Annotated in this window: 16 protein-coding genes; 3 read left to right on the forward strand and 13 right to left on the reverse strand. The window is 68.7% G+C overall.

The genetic code is table 11. From position 1 onward, the window contains the following. Positions 1-139 precede the first annotated feature (139 nt). The 8 genes from AC1DW3_RS20990 to AC1DW3_RS21025 form a co-directional block, all read right to left on the reverse strand. The gene (locus AC1DW3_RS20990) at positions 140-715 is read right to left on the reverse strand and encodes a GNAT family N-acetyltransferase (protein ID WP_477934485.1); all 576 of its coding nucleotides are present in this window, start codon (positions 713-715) and stop codon (positions 140-142) included. Continuing rightward, the gene (locus AC1DW3_RS20995; protein ID WP_477934487.1) at positions 712-1,980 is read right to left on the reverse strand and encodes an MFS transporter; all 1,269 of its coding nucleotides are present in this window, start codon (positions 1,978-1,980) and stop codon (positions 712-714) included. Before AC1DW3_RS20995 ends, AC1DW3_RS20990 begins: the two co-directional genes overlap by 4 nt. 143 nt (positions 1,981-2,123) lie before the next feature. Next, positions 2,124-2,504 (reverse strand): PPC domain-containing DNA-binding protein, encoded by a 381-nt coding sequence (locus AC1DW3_RS21000; RefSeq protein ID WP_477934519.1) that lies wholly within the window; start codon positions 2,502-2,504, stop codon positions 2,124-2,126. Positions 2,505-2,512: 8 nt separating this feature from the next. After that, the gene (locus AC1DW3_RS21005; RefSeq protein ID WP_477934489.1) at positions 2,513-3,283 is read right to left on the reverse strand and encodes a LytR/AlgR family response regulator transcription factor; all 771 of its coding nucleotides are present in this window, start codon (positions 3,281-3,283) and stop codon (positions 2,513-2,515) included. Between the two features lies 1 nt (position 3,284). Next, a complete protein-coding gene (locus AC1DW3_RS21010; RefSeq protein ID WP_477934491.1) occupies positions 3,285-4,037 on the reverse strand; it encodes a hypothetical protein in 753 nt (250 codons plus the stop codon). Further along, a complete protein-coding gene (locus AC1DW3_RS21015) occupies positions 4,034-5,107 on the reverse strand; it encodes a sensor histidine kinase (RefSeq protein ID WP_477934493.1) in 1,074 nt (357 codons plus the stop codon). The genes AC1DW3_RS21010 and AC1DW3_RS21015 overlap by 4 nt, the downstream gene beginning before the upstream one ends. A gap of 11 nt (positions 5,108-5,118) precedes the next feature. Beyond that, positions 5,119-6,141, reverse strand: coding sequence for a formylglycine-generating enzyme family protein (locus AC1DW3_RS21020; RefSeq protein ID WP_477934495.1), 1,023 nt, complete (start codon positions 6,139-6,141; stop codon positions 5,119-5,121). A 128-nt stretch (positions 6,142-6,269) separates the two neighbouring features. Beyond that, positions 6,270-7,883, reverse strand: a complete 1,614-nt coding sequence (locus AC1DW3_RS21025; RefSeq protein ID WP_477934497.1) for a gamma-glutamyltransferase family protein — start codon at positions 7,881-7,883, stop codon at positions 6,270-6,272. A 123-nt stretch (positions 7,884-8,006) separates the two neighbouring features. Here AC1DW3_RS21025 and AC1DW3_RS21030 point away from each other — a divergent pair, with 123 nt between their 5' ends. Continuing rightward, positions 8,007-8,357: a hypothetical protein gene (locus AC1DW3_RS21030; protein WP_477934499.1), complete on the forward strand. Its 351-nt coding sequence runs from the start codon at positions 8,007-8,009 to the stop codon at positions 8,355-8,357. 73 nt (positions 8,358-8,430) lie between these two features. Here the strand turns inward: AC1DW3_RS21030 and sppA are convergent, their stop codons facing one another. From sppA to AC1DW3_RS21055, 5 genes are read right to left on the reverse strand one after another with little or no spacing between them, the layout of a single operon-like run. Continuing rightward, positions 8,431-9,423 carry a signal peptide peptidase SppA gene (gene sppA / locus AC1DW3_RS21035; protein WP_477934501.1) on the reverse strand — a complete coding sequence of 331 codons (993 nt, stop codon included), beginning with the start codon at positions 9,421-9,423 and terminating at the stop codon, positions 8,431-8,433. Position 9,424: 1 nt separating this feature from the next. Next, a complete protein-coding gene (locus tag AC1DW3_RS21040) occupies positions 9,425-9,811 on the reverse strand; it encodes a Rieske (2Fe-2S) protein (protein ID WP_477934503.1) in 387 nt (128 codons plus the stop codon). Next, positions 9,804-10,469 (reverse strand): HAD family hydrolase, encoded by a 666-nt coding sequence (locus AC1DW3_RS21045; RefSeq protein WP_477934505.1) that lies wholly within the window; start codon positions 10,467-10,469, stop codon positions 9,804-9,806. The genes AC1DW3_RS21040 and AC1DW3_RS21045 overlap by 8 nt, the downstream gene beginning before the upstream one ends. A 40-nt stretch (positions 10,470-10,509) precedes the next feature. After that, a complete protein-coding gene (locus AC1DW3_RS21050) occupies positions 10,510-11,835 on the reverse strand; it encodes a hypothetical protein (protein WP_477934507.1) in 1,326 nt (441 codons plus the stop codon). After that, a complete protein-coding gene (locus AC1DW3_RS21055) occupies positions 11,832-12,824 on the reverse strand; it encodes an RluA family pseudouridine synthase (protein WP_477934509.1) in 993 nt (330 codons plus the stop codon). Before AC1DW3_RS21055 ends, AC1DW3_RS21050 begins: the two co-directional genes overlap by 4 nt. A 624-nt stretch (positions 12,825-13,448) precedes the next feature. Here AC1DW3_RS21055 and AC1DW3_RS21060 point away from each other — a divergent pair. Both AC1DW3_RS21060 and AC1DW3_RS21065 read left to right on the forward strand, forming a co-directional pair. Continuing rightward, complete coding sequence (locus AC1DW3_RS21060) at positions 13,449-16,364, forward strand: Rne/Rng family ribonuclease (RefSeq protein WP_477934511.1); 2,916 nt, start codon at positions 13,449-13,451, stop codon at positions 16,362-16,364. Positions 16,365-16,456: 92 nt separating this feature from the next. Further along, positions 16,457-18,013 carry a POT-type proton-dependent oligopeptide transporter gene (locus AC1DW3_RS21065; RefSeq protein ID WP_477934513.1) on the forward strand — a complete coding sequence of 519 codons (1,557 nt, stop codon included), beginning with the start codon at positions 16,457-16,459 and terminating at the stop codon, positions 18,011-18,013. The last annotated feature ends 165 nt before the right edge of the window (positions 18,014-18,178 follow it).

Consider the following 18,178-nt stretch of genomic DNA (forward strand, 5'->3'; position numbering starts at 1 on the left):
ACCACGCTTTCTTTACTTTGGCCATCTTCAGAAGCTCGAAGCTGCGGTGCGAAAGCAGACACCGAAGATGCAGGGCAAGCTTCGCCATGAAGCCTGCGACATAGCGAGCCTGGGGGCGCTTGCTGAAGGTCGCGCCGCTCTAGGCGATGCGTGAGTAGACGCAGGTGTCGCGGGGATGCCCGTCGACGCCCAGCGCCTCGTTGCGCAGGATGCCCTCAAGCTCGAAGCCGCAGCGCTCGGCGACAGCCCGGCTCTTGACGTTGCGCGTGTCGCAGCGAATTTCCACGCGGCGCGCGCAGAGCTTGTCCAAAGCCATGGCCGTCAACAACTTCACCGCGTCGGTGACATGGCCCTGCCCCGCCGCCTCGGGGCGTATCCAGTAGCCGATCTCGAAGCGCCGCACGCTCCAGTCCATGCGGTGCAGGCCGGTGCCGCCAAGCATCCGCCCCGGGCTGCCGTCGGGTCGGCGGGCATACACCTGGAAGCACAGGTCGCGGCGGGCGATGAAGTCGGCCTGCATGCGGCGCACCACCATCTCTGAGCTCTCGGCCGTCGGCGCCTCCTGGGCCCAGGGCATCCACGGCCGCAGATGCGAGATCGACTGCGCGACGACCACGGCCATTTCGGCGCCGCTGCCGGTGCGCGGCGCCAGCAGCAGGGTGCGCTCGCCGTCCAGCCGTTCGGGAATATCGATGAGAACGGGATCCAAGCTCATGCCGTCACCACCTCAACCGGCTTGGGCAGTTCGCGCACGCCACGGATGACCGGGTGGCGCCAGGCCAGCGCCGCCAACAGGCAGGCGCCCACACCCGAGAACGCCAGCGCCGAGCGCAGGCCCATGTGCTCGCCGAGCCAGCCGCCGATCAGCGCGCCCGGCCCCGCCGGCAGCAGGATGAGCCAGCGCATCGTGCTGGTCATGCGGCCCAGCATGGGCGCCGGCGTGACGGCCTGGCGCAGCGACAGGAAGTTGATAAAGATCAGCACCGCGCCGAAGCCGAAGGCAAACAGCATCACGCCGAAGCTGACGACGCCGAGATGACCCGCCGGCACCAGCGCCAACTGCAGCCAGCCGACGCCGCAGGCCGCATAGCCCAGCACCAGGCAAGGCCCCGGACCGACGCGGCGGCTGATGCGGTGGCCGAAGATGCTCGCCAGCACCGTACCGGCGCCCAGCGCGACATAGGACAGGCCGACGGTCTGCGGCGCGAGCTGCAGCTCACGCGTCGCGAACAGGATCTGCACCACCAGGGCCGCGTTGTGGAAGAGCTGCCAGCCGCCGGTGGCCGTGGCAAGGCTGATCAGCAGCTTGTGCGAGCGCACAAAGGCCAGCCCCTCCTTCAACGAGGGCCAGAAAGCGCCGCGCGTGGCCGACAACTGCTCCTGCACGCGGATGCCACGCAGGATGACTGCCGACGCGAGCAGGGCCACGGCATCCACGGCCAAGGCCAGCGGAGCGCCCAGCAGCTTGATCAGCACGCCGGCCAGGCCCGGCCCGACGACCTCGGCGCCAGAACCGGCCAAGGCGTTCTTGGCATGCGCCTCGACGAGCCGCTCGCGTGGCACCACCTGGGTCAGCACGATCTGCGCGGCACTGCCAGCCGTCGTGTGCACCGTGCCGAGCACGAAACCGACTACATAGAGCCAGCCCATGCCCAGCCAACCCATCCACGCGGCCAGCGGCACCGTGGCCACCGCGAAGGCGAGCAGGGTCTCGCCGGCCACATAGACCGGCAGCTTGCGCATGCGGTCCAGCAGCACGCCCGAGGGCAGCGAGAACAGCACGAAGGGCAGGATTTCCATCGCCTGCAGCAGGCCCATCTGCGTGGGACTGGCGTTGAGCAGCACGGCGGCCGTCAGCGGCAGGGCCAGCATGGTGACCTGGCCGCCCAGGGATGAAATCAGGATGGACGACCACAGCCGCCGATAGACCACGTCGCGCAGCAGATCGCCGGGCGCGAGGGTGAAGAACTTGGAGAACATGACGCTTGAGGCTCCGACAGGACTCGACGGGCGGGTCAGCCCCGCCGGGATGAGGCAACGCGCAGGGGCGTCAGTCGAGGTCGAGCAGCTTGGTCATGCGACGCATGCTAGCAGCGCGGCCGCGCGGTGTCGCGTGCCGGTGGTCACGGCTTGAGGATGACAAGCTCGGTGTAGCCTGTCGACGCGTCGAACTCGCGTGACAGCGACCCGGTGGGTAGCGGTGCAATCAGCAGCTCGGCCGTCGTGCGGACCTCGCAGCCGGCGCAGACATGGCCGCCGAGGACGCGGCCCGAGGCATCGGACACGCTGGCGTGAAGATGCGCACCGTCGGGCGTCAGGCTGCCGCTCAGCGTCAGGATTTCGAGGGGCCCGGCGATGGTTGTCGGCTCCGGTTCGCCAGCGAATCGCAACTGCGCCTGCACGAGGCTGCCGATGCCCGCCACGACGAAGCCCGTGAGCCCGCTCGCCTCCAGCGCAGCGCGCAGGTCGTCGCCGGGGCTCAGTCGCAGCGGCTCAGCGTTCAGGGTCATGGCTACATCTGCTTGAATCGATGGGCATAGCTCTCGGCCACCAGCAGCGTCTCACCCCGCTCCTTGAGCCGCAGATGCAGCCTGCCGCGCAGATCGCGCGAGGCGGAGGCGATGGCCGTCAGATTGACGATGGTGCCACGGTGCACCTGCCAGAACTGCTGCGGGTCGAGCTCGTCGAGCAGCTCCTTGAGCGGCTTGCGGATCAGCGCTTCGGCGTTGCACAGGGCGACGCGGGTGTATTTGGTGTCGGCCTGGAAGTACAGCACCTCGTCCACGGTCAGCAGCTTGACGGTGTCGCCGATGGCCGCGTTGATCCAGCGCAGCGGCGCCGCCGGCTCCGGCGCTGCCCAGGGCGCCATGGGCTCGGCAACCGCACGCGGCAGGGTCGGGTCCGCCGCTAGGCGCCGCTGCAGCCGCGTGATCGTGGTCATCAGGCGCGGCAGCGACAGCGGCTTGAGCACGTAGTCCAGCGCACCGGCTTCGAAAGCCTCGATGGCGTGCTCGTCGTAGGCGGTGACGAACACCACATGGCTGTCGATGCCTGCCTGGCTCAGTTGGCGCAGCACATCCAGGCCGGTGATGCCGGGCATCTGGATGTCCAGGAACACCACATCGGGCTGATGCGCGGCGATCAGGCGCAGCGCGCTGATGCCGTCTTCGGCCTCAGCCACGATGAGCAGCTCCGGCCAGGCTTGGGCCAGGCGCTCGATGAGGTCCTGGCGCAGGGTGATCTCGTCTTCCGCGATCAGCGCGGTTTTGCGCGGTCGGTTCATGTCAGGGGACTTCAGTGGGCAAGGGACGCATGGGCCGCTTGAGGGCCTGGCGCAGCGACATCATCAACCGCTCCAGCTCGGCAGCGGCTTGCGCGGCGGCCTCAGGGTCGGCAAGCTGAGCCTCGACGGCGCTGAGGGTGTCGAACAGCGCCTGCGGGTCGACCCGGGCGGCGCGGGCCGCCAGACGTGTCCGGCTCGCCTCCTGGGCCAGGCGCGCCTGCTCGTCGAGCACGCTCTGCAACAGGTCGGCATGATGGCGGCGCCGCGCGAGCAGCTCGGTGGCCGCGGCGGCCAGGCCCGCCAGCGCCACCACGATGAGCGCCTCGCCGAGCGACTCCAGCCACGACTTGCCGCCCGGCACGGGCCGGCCGCAGACATCGCACAGCGGCGTGCCCCAGGCATCGGCCAGGGCCTGCGGCAGCGGCGAGCGCAGCAGCGCTGCGCAGGCGATGCTGCCCAGCAGCACCGCAAGCGCCAGGCGTCTCCCCCGCCAAGGGTGGAGGGCCTCGCCGCGAGCTGCCGGCAGCCAGCACAGCAGTACCAGCCCGGCCTGGGCCAGCAGCAGCAGCACCTGCAGCGCGAACGAGGCCGCCGATTGCTCCCGCAAGCCGAAGTCCATCCACACGCCCAGCCGTTCGGCCAGCAGGCACAGGGCCAACAGCGCCGCCACCGCCAGTTCTACGGCTCGCAGCGAACGCCAGCTCAGCCAAAGATGCCGCAGAGCGGCAGCGGCGAGTTGCAGTGCATCGTTCATGACACGGCTCCCCCAGGGACCGTGATGCGCGCCTGCACGCCGCGGGGGCGCAGTGCCTGCAGGTCCAGTTCAGCCTGCGGCCCGAAGAAGGCACGCAGGCGCGCCCGGGTGTTGGCCAGGCCCAGGCCGGTGCCGCCGGCGCCGGCACCAAAGCCGCCGCCATCGTCGCGCACTTCCAGCACGACCCGCCCGGCACTTTCGCGGCGAGCGGCGATCACCACCTGTCCGCCCTGTGGTACCGGGCTCAGGCCATGCTTGACCGCGTTCTCGACCAGCGTCGTCAGCACCAGCGGCGGCAGTTGCAGGTCGAGCAGCCCGGCGTCCGCCTCGATCGCAAAGCGCAGGCGCGCGCCCATGCGCATCTGCTGCAGCGCGAGGTAGTCGCTCACCGTCTGGAGTTCCTGGCGCAGCGTGGTCGCCCGGCTTTGCAGATGCGGCAGGCTGACGCGCAGATAGCCGATGAGCCGCTGCAGCATCTCTCGCCCGCGCTCGGGCTGGGTCTCGACCAGGCGCTTCACCGTGGCCAGCGTGTTGAACAGGAAGTGCGGCTCGATCTGCGCGTTGAGTGCCAGCAACTGCGCCTCGGCCTGCCGGGCTTGCTGCGCATCGCGCTCGCGCCGCGCCTGCGCGAGCCGGCCGCGCAACTCGGCGTCGCGCGTGCCCAGCACCAGCAGCGTGTACACCGCGGAGCCGATCAGGCCGTACAGCGCGGTGCGGCTGATCAGATAGCCCCAGTACAGCGGCGCGCCGGCCTCGTGGGCCCAGCCCAGCCTCAAGCCCTGCGACAGCGCGCAGGCCAGCACGACCGCACCCATCCGCCAGAGCCAGTCGCGGCCACGCGCGCCACGTTGGGCCAGCAGGGCCTCGGTGCAGGCCGCCGCCAGCAGCATCGGCAGGCCGGGCAGCGGCAGGGCCGCCCATGTGCTGAAACTGCCGACACCGAAGCCACTGAACAGCCGGGCCAAGGTCAGCAACAGGCTCAGCCCCAGCACCAGCGCCACGGTGCGGCGATTGAACACGGACCTGAAGGCCCGCAGCATGGCCGCGCGGCTAGCAGGCGCGTCAGGCACGGCCGCTGCGATCACAGGCTGGCGGCCCCGGCGCGGCGGGCGCGCTCTTGAGCCTGTGCGCGGCCGAGCGCGGCCAGGAAGCGCTGCGTCTCGGCCGAGGGCGCGGCCACGGGGCCGGGTTGGTCCAGCACGACACGCAAGCCTTCGAGCGATCCCACCATGTCGGTCGGGAAGCCGGCGCGACGCGACGACTGGAAGATCGGCCAGTGCCAGTTGCCGCCGCGCAGGACACGCTGCGCGCAGCCGGCGGAACCTTGCGGGCCGTCCAGCCAGGCCGCGGCGTCAGCGGGCGCGCCTTCGTAGTTGGCATGGTGGCAGTCCTGCATGTACTCCTGCACATTGCCCAGCGTGTCGTGCAGCCCCCAGGGATTGGCGCCGTACAGGCCCACCACGGTGGCGTAGTCGGCGCCGTCGTCGCAGGGCACGACGCCGACATGGTCCTTGGACTCCAGGCCATCGAAGTCGCGCTTGATCGCGGCCTCGGCGCGCCGGTCGGCCACATTGCCCCAGCGGCAGGCCGTGCTGGCAGACGGGTCGGCGTCCTCGCCGAAGAAGTGCGTGCCGGTGGTGCCGGCGCGCGCGGCGTACTCCCACTCGGCCTCGGTGGGCAGGCGGTACTTCTTGCCGGTCTCCTTGGCCAGCCACTGCACATAGGCATCGGCCCCGGCGGCGCCGATGCAGCTCACCGGCTCGAACTCGCTGCTCATCAGCCGGCGCTGCTGCCAGCTGCCGGGGATGTCGTCGAACCATTCCTTGCTGGCCATCTGCACGCACTTCTGCGGGCCCTGGTAGCCCGTGGCCGCGGCAAAGCGGGCGAACTCCTGCACCGTCACTTCGTACTTGCCAATCTGGAACGCCCGGACCTGGACCTTGCGGGCGGGCGAGGTGGTTTTCTTCTCATCATTTCCCATGACGAACGCGCCTGCCGGCACCGCGACGAGCACGGGTTCGATGACAGGTGCGGCGGCCCAGAGCGGGCCCTGCAGGGCGAGTATTGCCACCAGGGCGAGCGTCGATTGCTTCGATTTCCACATGCAAGATTTCCGTGTGAGTTGGAGAACGACGCGGATTGTTTTGACGCGCTCTCCCACTCACCAGGACCGAGTGACCACCTGGCGCCGGCACGGACGAAACCGGAAAAACCGGCGTCGAACCACCGGGATCAATAGCCGACAGCCGCCCCATCGCGGCGCGGATCGCTCGCGGCCACATAGCCTTGCACGCCGGGATCACCCAGCCGCCAGATGAACTGGCCGGCACCGAAGTCCTGGTAGCTGTCGTGGATGTCGCCGATCTCGTGGCCACGCGTGCGCAGCGCCTCGATGGTGGTCGCCGGCATGTGCGGCTCGACGTTGATCGACAGGCCCTCGTTGAAGCGCCAGCGCGGCGCGTCGCAGGCGGCTTGCGGGTTCTGGCCGTAGCAGAGCATGCGCACCAGCGTCTGCATATGGCCCTGCGGCTGCATATTGCCGCCCATCACACCAAAGCTCATGACCGGTGCGCCGTCCTTGGTCAGAAAGGCCGGGATGATGGTGTGGAAAGGCCGCTTTCCCGGCGCGACCTGGTTAGGGTGGCCCGGCTCCAGCGTGAAGCCGTGGCCGCGGTTCTGCAGGCTGATGCCGTAGCCCGGCAGCACCAGGCCCGAGCCGAAGCCCATGTAGTTGCTCTGGATGAAGCTGACCATCATGCCCGCCTCGTCGGCSGCGSTCAGGTAGATGGTGCCGCCCTTGACAGGGTTGCCGGCACCGAAGACCTGGGCGCGAGCCGGGTCGATGAGCTTGGCGCGCGAGGCAAGATAAGCCGGGTCCAGCAACTGCGCGGCGCTGACCTGCATCGCACCGGGCTCGGCGACGTAGCGGTAGACATCCGCAAAGGCCAACTTCATCGCCTCGATCATCAGATGCTGGGCTTCGGGGCTGTCGACGGCATGCGCCGTGACGTTGCAGTGCGCCAGCAGCCCCAGCGCCATCTGCGCCGCGATGCCCTGGCCATTGGGCGGGATCTCGTGCAGCGTGTGGCCAGCGAAATCCTTGGCCAGCGGCGTGACCCATTCGGGCTGGTAGGCCGCGAGATCGGCTTCGGTCAACGCGCCGCCGGTCGCACGCGCAAAGCGCGCCAGCGCCTGCGCGATCTCGCCGCGGTAGAAGGCATCGCCCTTGGATTCGGCAATGAGCTTCAGGCTGCGCGCCGCATCATCGAAGCGGAAAAGCTCGCCGACCTCGGGCGCGCGGCCGTGCGGCAGGAAGGCCTGCGCAAAGCCGGGCTGCGACGTGAGTTCCGGCAGCGCAGCGGCCATCGCCCATTTGCCCTGCACGATGGGCGGCACCGCATAGCCGCGCTCGGCAATCTCGATGGCGGGCTGCATCAGGTCGGCGAAAGGCAGCTTGCCGAAGCGCTCGCTCAAGGCCATCCAGCCGCCGACTGCGCCGGGCACCGTGACCGAGCCCCAGCCGCGCTTGGGCATGACCTGACCCCCAAAGAACTCTGGCGTCCACGCGGCGGGTGCAGGCCCCGATGCGTTCAGGCCATGCAGTTGCTGGCCGTCCCACAGGATGCAGAAAGCATCCGAGCCCAGCCCGTTGCTGCAGGGCTCGACGAGCGTCATGCATGCGGCCGCGGCGATCGCCGCGTCGACCGCGTTGCCGCCGGCCTGCAGCATGCGCAGCCCGGCCTGGGCCGCGAGCGGATGCGAGGTCGACACGATATTGCGTGCGAACAGCGGGCTGCGGCGGCTGGGGTAGCCGGCCTGCCAGTCGAATCGGGATGCGGTGTTCATGAGGGCCGATTCTGCCGGTGTAAGGTTTTGCAACCGGGTCAACGCGGCGCTTCGAGGTGTCGTTGTGGCCACAAGCTTGCGCAAAGCCGAACCGAAATCCGAAACCACCCTGGAGCCCTCAAGATGAACACGCTGAAGACCACCATCGCCACCGCCCTCATCACGCTCGCATCTGGCGTGGCACTGGCGCAAAACCCGACCCCGGCCGCGACCACCGCTGCCCCTGCTGCTGCGACCACCGCGAAGGCCACGGCCGCCACGACGACCGTCGCCCAAGCCGCCACGCCGGCTCCGGCTGCCACCCCCGCCGCCAAGGCCACGCCGGCTGTCGCCACGACGACCACGGCTGCCGCGACGCCTGCCATGCCGGCTGAAGCGGCCAGCGCCGCCAAGCACCACAAGCGCCATGCCAAGAAGCATGCCGAAGCCAAGGCCGGCGATACCGCCGCCAAGACCGAGACCAAGACGCAGTAAGCGCATCAGCGCTCCGCGCAAGGCCGCTGCCCGCAAAGGCAGCGGCCTTTTTTCGTTCTCGCCGCGCCGCGCGTCAGCGGATCGGCGCGATCTCCCGCAGCGCCTTCACGGCGCCCGCGCCCATGGCCGCGCCGAAGCGCTTGGCCAGGCGCTCGGCCACGTTGTCCTTGGGCGTGTAGTCGATGACATCCTCGGCCTTGACGACCTCGCGGGCCACGTAGTCGAGGTTGCCGAAGCGATCCGCCAGGCCGAGCTTGACGGCCTGCTCACCGTTCCAGAACAGGCCGGAGAAGATCTCCGGCGTTTCCTTGAGCCGCTTGCCGCGGCCTTCGCGCACGACGGCGATGAATTGCTGGTGGATCTGGTCCAGCATGGCCTGGGCATAGGCGCGCTGCTTGGGCGACAAGGGGCTGAACGGGTCCAGCATGCCCTTGTTCTCGCCGGCGGTCAGCAGGCGGCGCTCGACGCCGACCTTGTCCATCAGGCCGGTGAAGCCGAAGCCGTCCATCAGCACGCCGATGGAGCCGACGACCGAGGCCTTGTCGACAAAGATCTCGTCGGCCGCCGCGGCGATGTAGTAGGCCCCCGAAGCGCACATCTCCTCGACGACGGCATACACCGGCTTGTCGTACTGTTTCTTGAGCCGCTTGATCTCGTCGTAGACGATGCCGGCCTGCACGGGGCTGCCGCCGGGCGAGTTGATACGCAGCACGACGGCCTGGGCCCCGTCATCCTTGAAGGCTTCCTTCAGCGCGGCCAGCAGTTGCTCGGCACTGGCCTCGGTGTCGGCGGCGATCTCGCCGCGCACCTCGACGAGGGCCGTGTGCGGCGCCGTCGACGGCGTGACGTGGCGGCCCTGCAACCACAGCGTGTAGACGAGCAGGCCCACGAGCAGCAGCCAGAACAGCCGGAACACCGTGCGCCAGCGCCGCTCCAGCCGCCGCTCGCGCAGGAAGTCGCGCGCCAGCTGCGCCAGCAGCGTCTCGTTGTGCGGCGTGAGCTGTACCGGCGCACCGACGGGCTCGGGCATCGGAGGCGGCAGGGAGTCGTCGGAGGTGCTGCTCATATCAATCTTCAAAAGCGGGTTTGGTATCTCGCGTGGGCTGCCAGAACACGTCGCCGTCACGCTCGGTCAGCTCGATCTTGGTCAGCCGGCCGCGGTTGCAGGGGCCCATCAGGCATTGGCCGGTCAGCGGGTCGTAGACGGCGCCGTGGATGCTGCACATGATGAAGCGCTTGTCGTTGTCGAGGAACTCGCCCTCCTGCCAGTCCATTTCCGTGGGCACATGAGCGCAGCGGTTCAGATAGGCGACGGCCTGGCCGTCGAAGCGCAGCGCAAAGGCGCGCACCGGCTCGCGCCACTGGATAACGTCGAAGCTGACGGCCTTGCCGCGTTCCAGCAGCTCGTCCGATGTGCACAGGCGCTGCAGCGGCGCGACTTCGGTTTCAGGCATGTGCGATCAACCAGTCGTGCAGCTCGCGCGTCGAATGCGCCACGAAGAGAGGCTTGAACTCGGCGAAGGTCTCGTGGTCATGCGCGCCGAAGCTGACCGCGACGCAGGGCACGCCGGCATTCATGGCCAGTTGCAGGTCGTGCGTCGTGTCGCCGATCATCAGCGTGCGCTCGGGCTCGGTGCCGAACTCGCGCATCAGCTCCAGCAGCATCTGCGGATGGGGCTTGGAGCGCGTCTGATCAGCCGTGCGCGTGCCGTCGAACAGATGACCCAGTTCGCTGGACGCCAGCACGCGGTCCAGGCCCACGCGGTTCTTGCCGGTGGCCACGGCCAGCCAGTGGTGGCGCGCCTTCAAGGCCTCCAGCATCTCTAGCGTGCCGTCGAACAGTGCCAGCTCATGCTCCGAGGCCAGATAGTGGTGGCGGTAGCGCAAGCCCAGTTCGGGGTAGCGATCCTCGGCCAGCCCGGGCACGGCATGCTCCAGCGCATCGCGCAGGCCCAGGCCGATGACGTAACGGCAGTTGTCGAAGTCGGGTTCTGGCAGGCCGATGTCGACGGCGGCGCGCTGGATGCAGCGGGCGATCAGCGCGGTGGAATCGAACAGCGTGCCATCCCAGTCGAAGGCGATCAGGTCGAAGCGTTGAGGGCGAGTGGTCATGGGCAGATTGTCGGCGGTGACGGCGTCGGTCCGGCGGGTCTCAGGGCTTGGCGACGGGACGGAAGCTCGATGCCGAACCCGGTTCGGGCTCCAGCTTGCATTGCCAGGGCCGCACCTCCTGGCCTGGCACGAAAAGCGACTGGACGGCGACCGTGTCCTTGGTGATGCCCGCCTGCTGGAGTACGCCCCAGATCACCTGGTAGCGGCTCGCCATGCCGTCTTCTTCCGGCACCTTCTGGCAAAAAGCCCCCACCAGAACCCCCTCCAGCGGGTTGCAGGCGTCGAACGCCTGCGGCGGCGAATAGGGCGTGGCGATGCCGCGAGACCAGCTCGCGAAATGTGGCTTCAGGATTTCGAACTCGTCCTCCAGTGCCGCAGCTCTCTGGAAGGCCTCCGCGACGAAGCAGGTCTTCGCCGGGCCGGCCGCACCGATGAGCCGATCAAAGGAATCCAGCTCGCCGCGTCTTGAAGCCGCGCTCAGCAGCCAATGCGGCCCTGGCCCGCCGGAGATCATCGGCTGCCCGCCAAACCGCATCATCAAGCCGGGCTGCAGCAGGCGCTGCTCGATCACGGCCCAAGGCAGGCCACCAGAGGCCAGCTCATGGGCCCGGCCGGCCCGCTCTTCAAGGGTCAGTGGTGCCAGGGCCCAGCGCCGCCGCAAGCGCTCCACCTCGGCGTCCTCAGCCTGCGCCCACAGATTGAGCAACCACCAGCGCCGGCCTTTGGGCGACGCGGTCGGCAACGCCTTCTCGGCCAGCCAGTGATAGAGCTCCGGGTGGCGCGTGCAGTCCGATGACTCGGCGCACAGGGCCACAGTCGCCAGCGGCAGAGCAAGGCTCGACCTGCCCTGCTGCGACAAGCGCTGCCAGAACGCCGGCAGCCTGGGCTCGGCACCTTCGACGTAGCGCCCCAACTCGTCTGCCCATGTGAAGGCCTGCGATCCCGCTCGCAGGTCGCACCAGACATCGTCCTCTGCGCCCACGTCGGCCAGCAGCATGCCGCGGTGCCGAGGGCGGGCCGTGTCCTCCCCGCGCAGGGGCTTCATTTCGACCGCCAGCTTCAGGCCCAGGCGCTCCAGCCGCTGTTGAACGACGGCGATCCGGCGCTGGGTCAGTGCCGGCTCCGCCCGCGTGGCCGGCAAAACGTGCACGGCCAATCCTTCTGCCGGACACTGCCCGGCACGCACGGCAAGTTCGTCCAGGGCAAGTAGTCCTTCAAGCGTCAGGCGGTCCGTGCGGGCTTCGAACTGCAGGGCAATGGCTGGCGGAGGCATGATCGACATGGCGGTCGCCACAGAGCTTGCCAGCGCGGCCGCGGCGACGCAGGCCACCCGTCCCCGCCTCTTCATCACGCGCCACAGATTCATCTGCCAGCCGCCACCAGATGCTGGCAATCGGCGGGCAGCGGCGCCTCACAGGTCACCGTCTCCCCCGTCGCCGGGTGCTGGAACTGCAGCCTCCGCGCATGCAGGAACATCCGATCAAACTTCTTCGGACCGCGCGCCAGCTCACGGTTGCGCTCGAAGTCGCCGTACTTGGGGTCGCCCACTATTGAATGGCCGGCTTGTTGCAGGTGGACGCGGATCTGGTGGGTGCGGCCGGTCTTGATGGTCACATCGAGCAGGCTGAACTGCGGCGTCTTCTGCATCACCTTCACCAGGCTGATCGACCGCTTGGCGTCTTCTTCATCCATCTTGCCCGGGCGCACCCAGCGCTCGCCGTCGCTGCCAACGAACTTGACCAGCGGCACATCGATGACCTTGAGCTTGGCCGGCCAGTCGCCCCAGACCAGGGCGGCGTAGGTCTTGCCGGTCTCGCGCTCGCGGAGCTGGTCCTGCAGATTGACAAGGGCGCTGCGCTTCTTGGCGATCATCAAGAGGCCCGAGGTTTCCTTGTCCAGCCGGTGCACCAGTTCCAGGAACTTGGCCGTCGGCCGCGAGCGGCGCAGCGCCTCGATGACGCCATAGCTGACGCCGGAGCCGCCATGCACCGCCACGCCGGCGGGCTTGTCGATGACGAGCAGGTGTTCGTCCTCGAAAACGACCGGGAACTCGCGGGCTGGCGCCTCGGGCTGGGCGGCGCGCTCCGGCAGGCGCACCGGCGGGATGCGCACTTCGTCACCAATTTCCAGCCGGGTGTCGGCCTGCGCCCGACCCTTGTTGACCCGCACTTCCCCGGCCCGGATGACGCGGTAGACATGGGTCTTGGGCACACCCTTGAGCTCACGCAGCAGGAAATTGTCCAGTCGCTGCCCGGCGGAGCCTTCGTCCACCGTGACCCGCCGCACGGCCGGTGCCGTGGCAGGGGTTTGCGTGGTGTCGGGCAGCGTTTGGCCTGCCCCTATAATCCTTTTCACCACGTTGCTGCCGTAAGTATTTGATTTGCTTGATTTTAGCGGCGACAACGTGTGGTCGGCGGGGCCCAGCCCTGGCGACCACAGGCGATGCAACGCGAAAGACGGCCGGCAGGTTTCCTCCCCGAGTGAGTGAACGGCCCGCTTTCAGACGCGGCAGAGCGATGACACAAGAACCCCGCGGGCCCCGCTCGCCTTGAATGTTTCAAGGCACCCGGCGCCCGCAGACAACAAGGTTTCCATGGCGACAGAAAGCTGAGGCCCAGGCCGACGCGAGCTGTCACCAGCGTCCAGCAGCCCATGCAGATGAGCATGCCCCTCCCCCCACACGCACCCCTGCGGCCCCGGCTAGATCCCGGTGTGGCCGCCCTGCCCCGGCATGCCAGTAGGCTTGCCGGGCGGGTGCGCGCGGGAGCAGGCGGCTCGTCTCGCATGACAGCTGCTGCGGCGCACGCGCCAACGCCGGCTGCACGCTGACCCCCACGGTCGGCCGCGCTTTCGGTCCAGGGCGATTCCTTCCTCGGTTCTCGAGTCATTGCCCGTGCATCTTGAGCCGCTCTCGGGCGGCGCRATGAACGTGCGCGTTTTGCGGCGGCTGATGAGCCGCCCGGCGCGCGAGGAGATGACATGAAACGCATGCTGATCAATGCGACGCAGCCGGAAGAGCGGCGCCTCGCGATCGTTGATGGCCAGAAGCTGCTGGACTTCGAGACCGAAATCGAAGGCCGCGAGCAGCGCAAGGGCAATATCTACAAGGCCGTCGTGACGCGCGTCGAGCCGTCGCTCGAAGCCTGTTTCGTCGATTACGGCGAAGACCGCCACGGCTTCCTGCCGTTCAAGGAAATCTCGCGCCAGTTCTTCCGCGAGGGCACCGACGTCAAGAACGCGACCATCAAGGACGCGATCAAGGAAGGCCAGGAACTGCTGGTCCAGGTCGAAAAGGAAGAGCGCGGCAACAAGGGCGCCGCACTCACCACCTTCGTCTCGCTGGCCGGCCGCTACCTCGTGCTGATGCCCAACAACCCGCGCGGTGGTGGCGTTTCGCGCCGCATCGAGGGCGAGGACCGCGAGGAACTCAAGGAAAACCTCGACCAGCTCGAGTACCCCAAGGGCATGTCCCTGATCGCGCGCACCGCCGGCATCGGCCGCACGGCGCCCGAGCTGCAGTGGGACTTGAACTACATGCTCAAGCTCTGGACCGCGATCGACGACGCGGCCAAGGGCGGCAAGGGCGCCTACCTGATCTACCAGGAGTCGTCGCTCGTCATTCGCGCGATCCGCGACTACTTCACGTCCGACATCGGCGAGATCCTGATCGACACGGACGACCTGTACGAGCAGGCCAGCCAGTTCATGAACCACGTGATGCCCGACCAGGGCCATCGCGTGAAGCGCTACCGCGACGACGCGCCGCTGTTCAGCCGCTTCCAGATCGAGCACCAGATCGAGACGGCCCACAGCCGCACCGTTAACCTGCCCTCGGGCGGCGCCATCGTCATCGACCACACCGAAGCGCTGGTCTCCGTCGACGTCAACTCGGCCCGCGCCACCCGCGGCGGCGACATCGAGGAAACCGCGACCCGCACCAACCTCGAAGCGGCCGACGAAATCGCCCGCCAGATGCGCCTGCGTGACCTCGGCGGCCTCATCGTCGTCGACTTCATCGACATGGAGGAGAGCAAGAACCGCCGTGACGTGGAACAGCGCCTGCGCGACGCGCTGCGCAACGACCGCGCCCGCGTGCAGTTCGCCTCCATCAGCAAGTTCGGCCTGCTCGAGATGAGCCGCCAGCGCCTGCGCCCGGCGCTGAGCGAAGGCAACCACATCACCTGCCCGCGCTGCAATGGCACCGGCCACATCCGCGACACCGAGTCCTCGGCGCTGCAGATCCTGCGCATGGTCCAGGAAGAGGCGATGAAGGACAACACCGCCGCCGTGCATGTGCAGGTGCCGGTGGAAGTGACCTCCTTCCTGCTGAACGAAAAGCGCACCGAAATCACCAAGATCGAACTCAAGCAGCGCGTCACCGTGCTGCTGGTCCCCAACAAGCACCTCGAGACGCCGAACTACAAGCTGGAGCGCCTGCGCCACGACGACCCGCGCCTGGAAAACCTGCAGGCCAGCTACACGATGATCGAGGAGCCGACCGACGAGGTGGGCATCACGCGCCGCGGCGACATCGAGAAGAAGAACAAGCAGGAGCCGGTCATCAAGGGCATCCTGCCCGAGCAGCCCGCGCCGGTGGCGGCACCCGCCCCCGTCGCCCCTGCACCCGCGCCGATCGTGGCCCCGCCGCCTCCGGCACCCGCGCCCGCCGAATCCAAGGGCTTCTTCAGCCGCCTGTTCAGTTTCTTCGGCGGCGGCACGCCGGCTCCGGCACCCGTGCCGGCCGTCCAGGCCCCCGCAGCTGCCCCGGCTGCCACCGACAAGCCCAAGCGCGAAGGTGGCCGTGACGGCCGCCGCGACGGCGGTCGAGGCGGCCGTGGTGAACGCGGCGAGCGCAGCGAACGTGGAGAAGGCCGCGGTGGCCAGGGTGGCCGCCGCGACGGCAAGCCGCAGGAAGCCCGCGGTGAGCGTGGCGAGCGCGGTGATCGCAAGCCGCGCGCCGAAGGTGGCGACAAGCCCGAACAGCAGCAGCGCCCGGAGCGAGCCGAACGCGGCGAACGCGCTGAGCGCGGTGGTGAACGTGGCGAGCGTGGTGAGCGCGCTGAACGTGGCGAACRCCGCCCGCGTGGCGAGCGCCAGGAGCGCACGGACCGCACGCAGGCCGAGACGGTGGCCGCATTGCCGGTCGCCGCGCCGCTGAGCGAAGACCTGGCCGCCGTCCATGACGCGCCGCCGGCTTTCGTCGACAGCCAGGCCGAAGCCGCCCTGCCCCCGACCGGTGACACGCCGGCCGGTGAAGAGCGCCAGGGCCGTGGCCGACGCCGCCGCCGTGGCGGTCGTGACCGTGACGACCAGGCCGGCACCGAAGGCGCCGCCGAGGCCGGCGCTGAAGCTCCGGCTGAAGCCGCAGCCGACGCCGGCGCTGAAGCTGCTCCGGCGGCCGAAGGCGACGACACCGGCGAAGGCCAGGGCCGCGACGGCCGCCGCCGTGGCGGTCGCAACCGCAACCGCAACCGCCGTGAAGAAGGTGGCGTCGAAGGCCAGGACGCCCCGGCTTCCGAAGCCGCCGCCGCACCGGCGCAAAGCTCGCTGATCGAGGAAGCGATGGCCAGCGCCCCGGCGCCGGTCCAGGCGCCAGCCCCCGTGGTCGCGGCGCCCGCTCCCATCGCTGCACCCGTCGCTGCGCCCGCACCGGTCGTCGAGGCCTTCAAGCTGCCGATGGGCGAACTGCAGGCCATCGCCGAAGGTGCCGGCCTGCAATGGGTCAACTCCGACGCCGGCAAGATCGCCGCCGTGCAGGCCGCGATTGCCGCCGAGCCCGCACCCGCCGCGCTGGGCCGCGAGCCGGCCGCGGTCGTCGTCGTCGACGAGGGCCCGCTGGTGCTCGTCGAGACCCGCAAGGACCTCAGCCAGGTGAAGCTGCCTTTCGAAGCCTGACCGAGGCCTGATCGCCCCGTAGTGCCCCTCCGAACGCCGCCGGCCACAAGCCGAGCGGCGTTTCTCATAGCCCGAACACGAGGCCACCGCCCATGACGAATACCGTCACCGCAGACGCCGCCACCGCGGCCAGCCCCGCGGCCAAGATGCCGCCGCAGATCCCCTACATCATCGGCAACGAAGGATGTGAGCGCTTCAGCTTCTACGGCATGCGCAACATCCTGACGGTCTTCATGATGACCAGCCTGCTGCTGGCCATCCCCGAGGACATGCGCAAGGCCGAGGCCAAGGAGGTCTTCCACTCCTTCGTCATCGGCGTCTATTTCTTCCCGCTGCTGGGCGGCTGGCTGGCCGACCGCTTCTTCGGCAAGTACCCGACGATCTTCTGGTTCAGCGTCATCTACTGCGCGGGCCACGCCTGCCTGGCGCTGTTCGACGACAACATCCGCGGCTTCTACTTCGGCCTGTTCCTGATCTCGCTGGGATCTGGGGGCATCAAACCGCTGGTAAGCAGCTTTGTCGGCGACCAGTTCGACAAGAGCAATCGCTCGCTGGCGCAGAAGGTCTATGACGCCTTCTACTGGATCATCAACTTCGGCAGCTTCTTCGCGTCGCTGCTGATGCCCCTCATCCTGAAGAACTACGGCGCCAGCGTGGCCTTCGCCTTGCCGGGCCTGCTGATGCTGGCCGCGACCGTCATCCTGTGGAGCGGCCGCAAGCAGTATGTGCACCAGCCGGCGCGCGGCGCCAACCCGCACAGCTTCCTGAAGGTGGTGTGGACGGCGCTGAAGGCCGGCGGCCTCGGCATGGGCGTCGCGGCGCTGGGCCTGCTGCTGGCGGCCTACAGCCTGAGCCAGATGGCCAGCCTGGGCTTCGTCGCCGCCGTCTGCCTGGCCCTGGTGCTGGTGATGGGCTTCGGCGGTGTCGGCGCCTCGCTGCAGCTGGACCGCGCCCGCGGCGCACATCCGGACGAAGCCGTCGACGGCGTGCGCGCCGTGCTGCGCGTGCTGGTGCTGTTCGCCCTCGTCACGCCGTTCTGGTCGCTGTTCGACCAAAAGGCCTCGACCTGGGTGCTGCAGGCCGACCAGATGGCCAAGCCCGAGTGGTTCCAGTCCTCCATGATGCAGGCGCTGAACCCCTTGCTGGTGATGATCCTCATCCCCTTCAACAACCTGGTGCTCTACCCGGCGCTGCAGCGTTCGGGCCTGAAGGTGACGGCGCTGCGCCGCATGGGCGCGGGCATTGCACTGGCCGGCGCGGCCTGGATCGTCGCCGGCGTGCTGCAGCTGTGGCTGGACGAAGGCTCCAAGGTCAGCATCGTCTGGCAGATGCTGCCCTATGCCCTGCTGACGCTCGGCGAAGTGCTCGTCTCGGCCACCGGCCTGGAGTTCGCCTACAGCCAGGCGCCGCTGTCCATGAAGGGCACCATCATGAGCTTCTGGAACCTGTCGGTGACGGTGGGCAACCTCTGGGTGCTGCTGTCCAACGTCAGCATCAAGAGCCCGTCGGCGCTCTCGGCCATCAAGTCCACCGGCTACAGCGAGACGGCCTGCCTGATGTTCTTCTTCGCCGGCTTTGCGCTGGTGGCCGCCGCGCTGTTCGCGCTGGTGGCCAAACGCTATCCGATGCTGAACAACTACCGCAGTTGACGCGCTGCGGTGAATAGCCACATCGGTTTCTGCGTCCGGGATCAGTAAGCTGCGCGGGAATGACGGACGCACGCAATCACCGCCCCTACGTCGACCCCACGCAAGTCGACCACTCACTGCCCCCCGCCGCGCCTGAGCCCCCGCCCGAGCCGGCGGCCTGGCAGC

This window comes from Roseateles sp. P2_H4 (genome assembly GCF_056403315.1).

Bases quoted from the DNA above. Each gene is read 5' to 3' on its own strand.
- AC1DW3_RS21045 (WP_477934505.1), bottom strand. From the start codon at position 10,469: ATGACCACTCGCCCTCAACGCTTCGACCTGATCGCCTTCGACTGGGAT.
- AC1DW3_RS21040 (WP_477934503.1), bottom strand. From the start codon at position 9,811: ATGCCTGAAACCGAAGTCGCGCCGCTGCAGCGCCTGTGCACATCGGAC.
- AC1DW3_RS21030 (WP_477934499.1), top strand. From the start codon at position 8,007: ATGAACACGCTGAAGACCACCATCGCCACCGCCCTCATCACGCTCGCA.
- AC1DW3_RS20990 (WP_477934485.1), bottom strand. From the start codon at position 715: ATGAGCTTGGATCCCGTTCTCATCGATATTCCCGAACGGCTGGACGGC.
- AC1DW3_RS20995 (WP_477934487.1), bottom strand. From the start codon at position 1,980: ATGTTCTCCAAGTTCTTCACCCTCGCGCCCGGCGATCTGCTGCGCGAC.
- AC1DW3_RS21020 (WP_477934495.1), bottom strand. From the start codon at position 6,141: ATGTGGAAATCGAAGCAATCGACGCTCGCCCTGGTGGCAATACTCGCC.
- sppA (WP_477934501.1), bottom strand. From the start codon at position 9,423: ATGAGCAGCACCTCCGACGACTCCCTGCCGCCTCCGATGCCCGAGCCC.
- AC1DW3_RS21050 (WP_477934507.1), bottom strand. From the start codon at position 11,835: ATGAATCTGTGGCGCGTGATGAAGAGGCGGGGACGGGTGGCCTGCGTC.
- AC1DW3_RS21005 (WP_477934489.1), bottom strand. From the start codon at position 3,283: ATGAACCGACCGCGCAAAACCGCGCTGATCGCGGAAGACGAGATCACC.
- AC1DW3_RS21065 (WP_477934513.1), top strand. From the start codon at position 16,457: ATGACGAATACCGTCACCGCAGACGCCGCCACCGCGGCCAGCCCCGCG.
- AC1DW3_RS21010 (WP_477934491.1), bottom strand. From the start codon at position 4,037: ATGAACGATGCACTGCAACTCGCCGCTGCCGCTCTGCGGCATCTTTGG.